The organism is Brevundimonas sp. UBA2503 (assembly GCF_002341485.1).
In the GTDB taxonomy this organism is placed as follows: Bacteria; Pseudomonadota; Alphaproteobacteria; order Caulobacterales; family Caulobacteraceae; genus Brevundimonas; species Brevundimonas halotolerans.
Genome location: NZ_DDOD01000022.1, coordinates 24,892 through 30,967, shown reverse-complemented (window position 1 = coordinate 30,967; position 6,076 = coordinate 24,892). Strand labels below are relative to the sequence as shown.

The following is a 6,076-nucleotide window of genomic DNA, read 5'->3' as shown; positions in this document are numbered from 1 at the left end:
CCCCGGCCCCCATCGGCCCTTCGGGCCACTTCCCCCGAGGGGGGAAGAATGCCCCGTCCGCTTCTGACGCACCCACGTGCCACCCTCGGCGCCATGACCACCGCCACCCTCCCGGACGCCCCCGCCGACGACCTCTGGACGGTCGCGCGCGAGGCCTTTCAGGCCGGGGCGACGGCGCAGCGGGTGTGCCGCGAGCTGGGCATTTCGCCCACGACCTTCTGGATGCGCGCCTCGCGTGAGGGCTGGTTGCGTCGCGATCAGCCGCCCCCTCAGCCCCCGATCGACCCGGGCCGCGCCGTCGATGATCTGGCCACCGCGCTCGACAAGGTCTGGCGCCGGCTCTGCATGGCCCTCGATGCCGGCGATGCCCTGGCGGCCGTCCGCTGGACCCGCCTCCATAGCCAGCTGAAGGCCGAAGCCCTGGCCGAACGCCGCGCCGAAACCGCCGACCGCCGCCGCGCCGGCCACACCCTCAGCCTGAATGCCCTGCGGACCCGGCGCGAGACCCTCCGCGCCCCGGTCATCCCGGGCATCCCGGCGGCAAAAGTGGAGAAAGGGGAGTCTGTTTTTCCGGACTCTCACTCCCCCGACCGCCCGCCAAGCCATGGCGGCGACCCTTGACCTCACCCCTTCGGCATCAGGGCGTCGTCGATTTCGGTGGCGCGCACATAGGCCGGACGGGCGCGCAGGCGCTCGGCATAGGCGACGAAGGCCGGGCGGTCGGGGATGGTCTTGAACATCAGGCCCCAGTTGATCTGCGAGCCGACATAGACGTCCGCGGCGCTGAACCGGTCGCCGAGGATCCACGGCCCGTCACCCGAGACCGCGCCCTCCAGCGCCTCGATGGCGGCCTCGAAGGTGCCATAGCCCAGCGTGCCGGCCTTGTCGGCGGGGGGCATCAGGTTCATCGACCTGGCGGTGACGGCGGCCTCCAGCGGGCCGGCGGCAAAGAACATCCAGCGCAGGTAGGTGCCGCGCCCGGCCTCGCTCGCGCCCGGGGCCAGGCCGGCCTCGGGGAAGCGGTCGGCCAGGAAGGAACAGATGGCGGCGCATTCGGTGACCACCTCGCCGTCACAGACGATGGCCGGCACCTTGCCCATCGGGTTGAGGGCCAGATACTCGGGCGCCTTCATCGTGGTGCCATAGTCCAGCACCCGGGTGTCATAGGGGCGGCCCACCTCTTCCAGCATCCAGCGCACGATGCGCCCGCGCGACATGGGGTTGGTATAGAAGGTGATCTCGTCGGCCATGGTGTCCTCCCGGGTTTTGGGCACACTAATCCCGGATGATGACGCCCGTCACACAACTGTGGTTTCGCGTAATGGCAAAGTCGGGGATAGTCCGCGCATGACCCGTCCTGACCGGCCCCTGGGCCCTGACCGTGTGGCGACATGGCGGCACCCCTGGCCGGTGCGGCTGACGCACTGGGTCAATGTGATCTGTCTGGTCTTCCTGCTGATGACCGGCATGCAGATCCTGAAGGCCCACCCGCATCTGTACTGGGGGCTGGACTCGACCTTTGACGACGCCTGGCTGAGTTTTGGCACCATTCCCGGCTGGATGACCCTGCCCGGCTATCGCGATCTGGCGGCGGGCCGGAACTGGCATTTCTTCTTCGCCTGGATCTTCGTCGCCAACGGCATGATCTATCTGCTGTACATCCTGTTCTCGGGGCGGCTGGCCCGGATGATGGAGCCCAGCCGCGAGGAACTGGCCCACATCCCCGACAGCGTGGTCGAGCACGCGAAGCTCAAGTTTCCCGAGGGCGAGGCCGCCCGCACCTATAATGTCATCCAGAAGCTGACCTATCTGGTCGTGCTGCTGATCCTGCTGCCGATGATGCTGGTCACGGGGCTGGGCATGTCGCCGATGATGAATGCCGCCATCCCCGAGCTGTTGCCGATTCTGGGCGGACGGCAGTCGGCGCGGACCCTGCATTTCATCGCCGCCATGGGGATCACGGGCTTTGCCGTGGTGCATGTGCTGCTGGTGTTCCTCAGCGGTCCGCTCAACAATCTCAGGTCCATGGTCACCGGCTGGTATGTGATCCGCACCGAACCCGCACCGTCCGAGGAGACGTCCGATGACCGTGATCCGTCCTGATCGCCGTCACCTGCTGCTGGCCGGCGGGGCTCTGGCCCTGTCGGGCTGCGACGGTCTGGTCCGCAATGCCCAGGCCCAGTGCACGGTCAAAAAGGCCGAGCAGGTGTCAAAGCGCACCCAGCGCGCCCTGGCCCGCGATGCGCTCGCCCCCGAGTACGAGGAAAAGGACATCTCCAAGGACTTCCGCGCCAATGGCTCGGTCGATCCGTCCGCCGCCGAATACCGGGCGCTCAAGGCCAATGATTTCCGGGACTATCAGCTGATCGTCGACGGCCTGGTCGAGACCCCGCTGGCCCTCTCACTGGCCGAGCTCAGGCGCCTGCCGTCGCGCACCCAGATCACCAAGCACGACTGCGTCGAGGGCTGGACCTCGATCGGCAAGTGGAAGGGCGCGCGCCTGTCGGCCGTGCTGAACCGCGCGCGCCTCAAGCCCGAGGCGAAATTCGTGGTGTTCCACTGCTTCGACGCCCTCGATCAGACCGAAAACGGCGAGCGCTATTACACCTCGGTCGACATCCGCGAGGCCTATCACGAGCAGACCATCCTTGCGTATGAGATGAACGACGAGATCCTGCCCATCAAGCACGGCGCGCCCACCCGTCTGCGGCTGGAGCGCCAGCTCGGCTACAAGATGGCCAAATACATCAAGCGCATCGAGGCGGTGGAAAGCTTCGCCCACATCGGCCGCGGCAAGGGTGGCTATTGGGAAGACCGCGGCTATGAATGGTATGCGGGGATTTAGGATGCGGGGCGTTGTCGTTGTTGGGCTGATCGCCCTGTGGCCGACCCAACTGCTGGCCCAGACGTCGTCGGACGCGCCGCCCCGGCCGCCGCTGTGCGAAGGCGCGATCACGCGACTGGGGCCACCGCCGCTGGCGGCTCCGGTCGCCGATCTCTGGCCCGCTTCGACCTTCGAGGCGACCGGGCGGGAGGACGCCGCCCTCGATGACGTCCTGACGCGAGCCTCGGGCGCCATGGGGGCGGACTCGATGGGGGCCGCCGTGCTGGACGCCGACGGCCTGTGGTCGGGCCGGGCGGGCGCGAACGACGCTCCCCTGTTCTGGTGGGCCAGCGCCGGCAAGCTGGCGGTCGCCATCGCCGTGCTGCAGCTGGTCGAGGAGGGAGCGGTATCGCTCGACGACCCGGTGTCGCGCTGGGTCGAGGGGGTGCCTCTGGGCGAGCGGATTACCCTCGGCATGCTGCTGGACCATACGTCGGGCCTCTACAGTTCCAACGAGGCCGCGTCAGTGCGGGCCGATCCCCGCTTGCGGACGATCGACGAACTGGTCGCGGTGGCGCGCGACGAGGGCAGCCTGTTCTGCCCCGGGCAGGGCTGGCGCTATTCCAACACCAACTACTGGCTGCTGGGCGCGGTGCTGGAGGCGGTCGAAGGGCAGCCGCTGGACCAGATCCTGACCCGGCGGATCGTCGAGCGGGCCGGCCTGTCCGGTGTGCGGTTCGTGACGCCGGACGATGCCGTGTCCGATATGCAGTCCCTGCCGCCGCCGGATGCCGCCCGGGGGGAGGGTATGGTCCACCCGGCCTGGGTGGGCGCCGCCGGGCCCATGCTGGCGACGCCCGAGGGCGCGGTCAGCCTGTTGCAGGCGGTGCTGACCGGACGTCTGCTGCCGACGGAGCGGGTGCGGAGCATGCTTGACCTGCCCTGGCCCATGTTCGATCAGCCGATGGCCTATGGTCGGGGCCTGATGCTCTATGAGGTGCCCGAGCCCGGCCGTCCGCTGACCTGGATCGGCCATTCCGGCGGCGCCAGTGGCATCAAGGCGGCAATGGTCTGGTCGCCGGTGGATCAGGCCTATGCGGCGGTGGTGCTGACGGGGCCGGGCTCGGCGGAAGCGGCCGCCAACGCCCTGCTACGCACGCGGAAGCGTCGCCAGAGCCCGGCAGGCACCTAGTCCTCGACCGTCTCGTTACGGCGTTTGACCATCAGGTCGAAGCTGTCCCAGACGCCATCGGCGCCGTGCCAGGCGCCCTTGGTCGCGGCCTTGGAATATTCCGTGGCGCGGGCCTCGAAGAAGTTGGCGTGCTCGACGCCGCTGAGCAGCGACTGCAGCCAGGGCAGGGGGTTCTCGCGCGAGCCGCCGAACAGCTCCGGCAGCTGCAACTGGCGCAGGCGCCAGTCGGCGATGAAGCGGATGTATTTCTTGATGTCGTCCGGGGTCATGCCGTGGACCGGCCCCATCTCGAAGGCCAGGTCGATGAACTTGTCCTCCATGTTCACCACGGTCTCGCAGCACTGAAGGATGTCGTCGGCGACCGACTTGGTGACCGCGCCGGTCTCCTTGTTGAAGGCGTGGTACAGCTTGATGATGCCTTCGCAGTGCAGGCTCTCGTCGCGCACCGACCAGCTGACGATCTGGCCCATGCCCTTCATCTTGTTCTGGCGCGGGAAGTTCATCAGCATGGCGAAGCTGGCGAACAGCTGCAGCCCCTCGGAGAAGCCGCCGAACATGGCGAGCGTCCGGGCGACGTCGGCGTCGGTCTCGACCCCGAACTGACCCATATAGTCGTGCTTGTCCCGCATGGCCTCATATTCCATGAAGGCGCCGAACTCGCTCTCGGGCATGCCGATGGTCTCGAGCAGCAGGGCGTAGGCCGCGATATGGATCGTCTCCATATTGGCGAAGCTGGCCAGCATCATCTTGACCTCGGTCGGTTTGAACACCCGACCGTATTTCTCCATGTAATTGTCCTGCACCTCGATGTCCGCCTGGGTGAAGAAGCGGAAGATCTGGGTCAGCAGATTGCGCTCGGCGCTGGTCAGATTGGCCGCCCAGTCCTTGCAGTCCTCGCCCAGCGGCACCTCTTCGGGCATCCAGTGGACCTGCTGCTGCTTCTTCCACATGTCGAAGGCCCACGGATAGCGGAACGGCTTGTAGGCCGCCGAGGGCGTCAACAGGCCGGGCAGGCTGCCGGCAGGCTTGGCGGGCGTGATCGGGCTGTGGGCGTTCATGCGCGTCTCGTGAACTGAAGGGATCATTGCTGCAGGGCGAGCCCGCACCATGCGCGGACAGACGCGGCCTGCCAAGGGGGTCCGGCGCTGGATGTTGTGATTGTGATCGCGGCGACCCCCAAATCTTGTGGTTAATCGCCGCAGGCTGGGGATGGATCAGTCGAAGAACAGGACGGCCAGCCCCGTCAGGGCAAAGCCGAGGGCGGCCGCGATGCGGATCCAGGTCAGGGGCAGGCGTGTCGCGGCCTTCTCGCCGAGGAAGACGGCCGGCGTATTGGCCAGCATCATGCCCAGCGTCGAGCCGATCACGACGGGGATCAAGGCCTCGAACCGAACGGCCAGAGCCGCCGTGGCGATCTGGGTCTTGTCGCCCATCTCGAGCACAAAGAAGGCCGCCATGGTCGTCAGGAAGATGCCGCGCCAGGTGGTCTCCTTCGGGGCCGGGCGGTCCTCCAGCCGGTCGGGGATCAGGGTCCAGGCACCAAAGGCCAGAAAGGTCAGGCCGATCCCCCATTTGACCCACGGCCCCTCGGCAAAGCTGGCCAGCACGGAGCCCGCGATCGCCGCCACCGCATGATTGGCGACGGTCGCCACCAGTATGCCGGCGAGGATGGGCACGGGCCGCCGCCACGCCGCCGCCAGCAGCACGGCCAGCAGCATGGTCTTGTCGCCGATCTCGGCCAGGGCCACCAGCCCGGTCGAGACACCCAGAGCCTCCCAGAAGGGGCCGTCTGCAAAAGGAAACACAACAGGTCACTCGGGCGGGGGCGACGGGCGAACCGACGGTCATCGCGAACGCCCCCGCATGGATGCGCCCCGCGATGCCAGCGGTCTTGTCAAACAGCTCCGCGACCCGAAGGTCTACCGAAGCCCCGCACGCGCCATTCCCTCCGGGCGAGGGAAAGTGTGTTGACGCGCGCCCCACATTTGCGTGGGCGACTACTCCCCGATGACGAGGGGGCCGCTTTACGCCGGAGGGGCCTGCCGCGCAAGCCGGGCCGC

General features: G+C 67.8%; 7 protein-coding genes and 1 riboswitch. Of the genes, 4 read left to right on the top strand and 3 right to left on the bottom strand.

Going from position 1 to position 6,076, the window contains the following annotated elements; translation table 11 throughout:
• Positions 1–48 precede the first annotated feature (48 nt).
• Entirely contained in the window at positions 49–621 is a 573-nt protein-coding gene (locus tag B4K74_RS10470; RefSeq protein ID WP_286692880.1) for a hypothetical protein, read from the top strand.
• A gap of 2 nt (positions 622–623) precedes the next feature.
• On the opposite strand, the gene B4K74_RS10465 is transcribed toward B4K74_RS10470, so the two are convergent.
• Complete coding sequence (locus B4K74_RS10465) at positions 624–1,250, bottom strand: glutathione S-transferase family protein (protein WP_286692879.1); 627 nt, start codon at positions 1,248–1,250, stop codon at positions 624–626.
• A 97-nt stretch (positions 1,251–1,347) separates the two neighbouring features.
• On the opposite strand from B4K74_RS10465, the gene B4K74_RS10460 reads away from it, so the two are divergent.
• From B4K74_RS10460 to B4K74_RS10450, 3 genes are read left to right on the top strand one after another with little or no spacing between them, the layout of a single operon-like run.
• Positions 1,348–2,103 (top strand): cytochrome b/b6 domain-containing protein, encoded by a 756-nt coding sequence (locus B4K74_RS10460; RefSeq protein ID WP_286692878.1) that lies wholly within the window; start codon positions 1,348–1,350, stop codon positions 2,101–2,103.
• A complete protein-coding gene (locus tag B4K74_RS10455; RefSeq protein WP_286692877.1) occupies positions 2,084–2,845 on the top strand; it encodes a molybdopterin-dependent oxidoreductase in 762 nt (253 codons plus the stop codon). Before B4K74_RS10460 ends, B4K74_RS10455 begins: the two co-directional genes overlap by 20 nt.
• Position 2,846: 1 nt before the next feature.
• Positions 2,847–4,016: a serine hydrolase domain-containing protein gene (locus B4K74_RS10450; RefSeq protein WP_286692876.1), complete on the top strand. Its 1,170-nt coding sequence runs from the start codon at positions 2,847–2,849 to the stop codon at positions 4,014–4,016.
• Here the strand turns inward: B4K74_RS10450 and B4K74_RS10445 are convergent.
• Positions 4,013–5,074 (bottom strand): ribonucleotide-diphosphate reductase subunit beta, encoded by a 1,062-nt coding sequence (locus tag B4K74_RS10445; protein WP_123288059.1) that lies wholly within the window; start codon positions 5,072–5,074, stop codon positions 4,013–4,015. The genes B4K74_RS10450 and B4K74_RS10445 overlap by 4 nt on opposite strands.
• Before the next feature lie 156 nt (positions 5,075–5,230).
• Complete coding sequence (locus B4K74_RS10440; protein ID WP_286692875.1) at positions 5,231–5,821, bottom strand: TMEM165/GDT1 family protein; 591 nt, start codon at positions 5,819–5,821, stop codon at positions 5,231–5,233.
• 109 nt (positions 5,822–5,930) lie between these two features.
• Positions 5,931–6,034: riboswitch (yybP-ykoY riboswitch) on the bottom strand.
• Positions 6,035–6,076 lie beyond the last annotated feature (42 nt).

Bases quoted from the DNA above. Each gene is read 5' to 3' on its own strand.
- B4K74_RS10470 (WP_286692880.1), top strand. From the start codon at position 49: ATGCCCCGTCCGCTTCTGACGCACCCACGTGCCACCCTCGGCGCCATG.
- B4K74_RS10465 (WP_286692879.1), bottom strand. From the start codon at position 1,250: ATGGCCGACGAGATCACCTTCTATACCAACCCCATGTCGCGCGGGCGC.
- B4K74_RS10460 (WP_286692878.1), top strand. From the start codon at position 1,348: ATGACCCGTCCTGACCGGCCCCTGGGCCCTGACCGTGTGGCGACATGG.
- B4K74_RS10455 (WP_286692877.1), top strand. From the start codon at position 2,084: ATGACCGTGATCCGTCCTGATCGCCGTCACCTGCTGCTGGCCGGCGGG.
- B4K74_RS10450 (WP_286692876.1), top strand. From the start codon at position 2,847: ATGCGGGGCGTTGTCGTTGTTGGGCTGATCGCCCTGTGGCCGACCCAA.
- B4K74_RS10445 (WP_123288059.1), bottom strand. From the start codon at position 5,074: ATGAACGCCCACAGCCCGATCACGCCCGCCAAGCCTGCCGGCAGCCTG.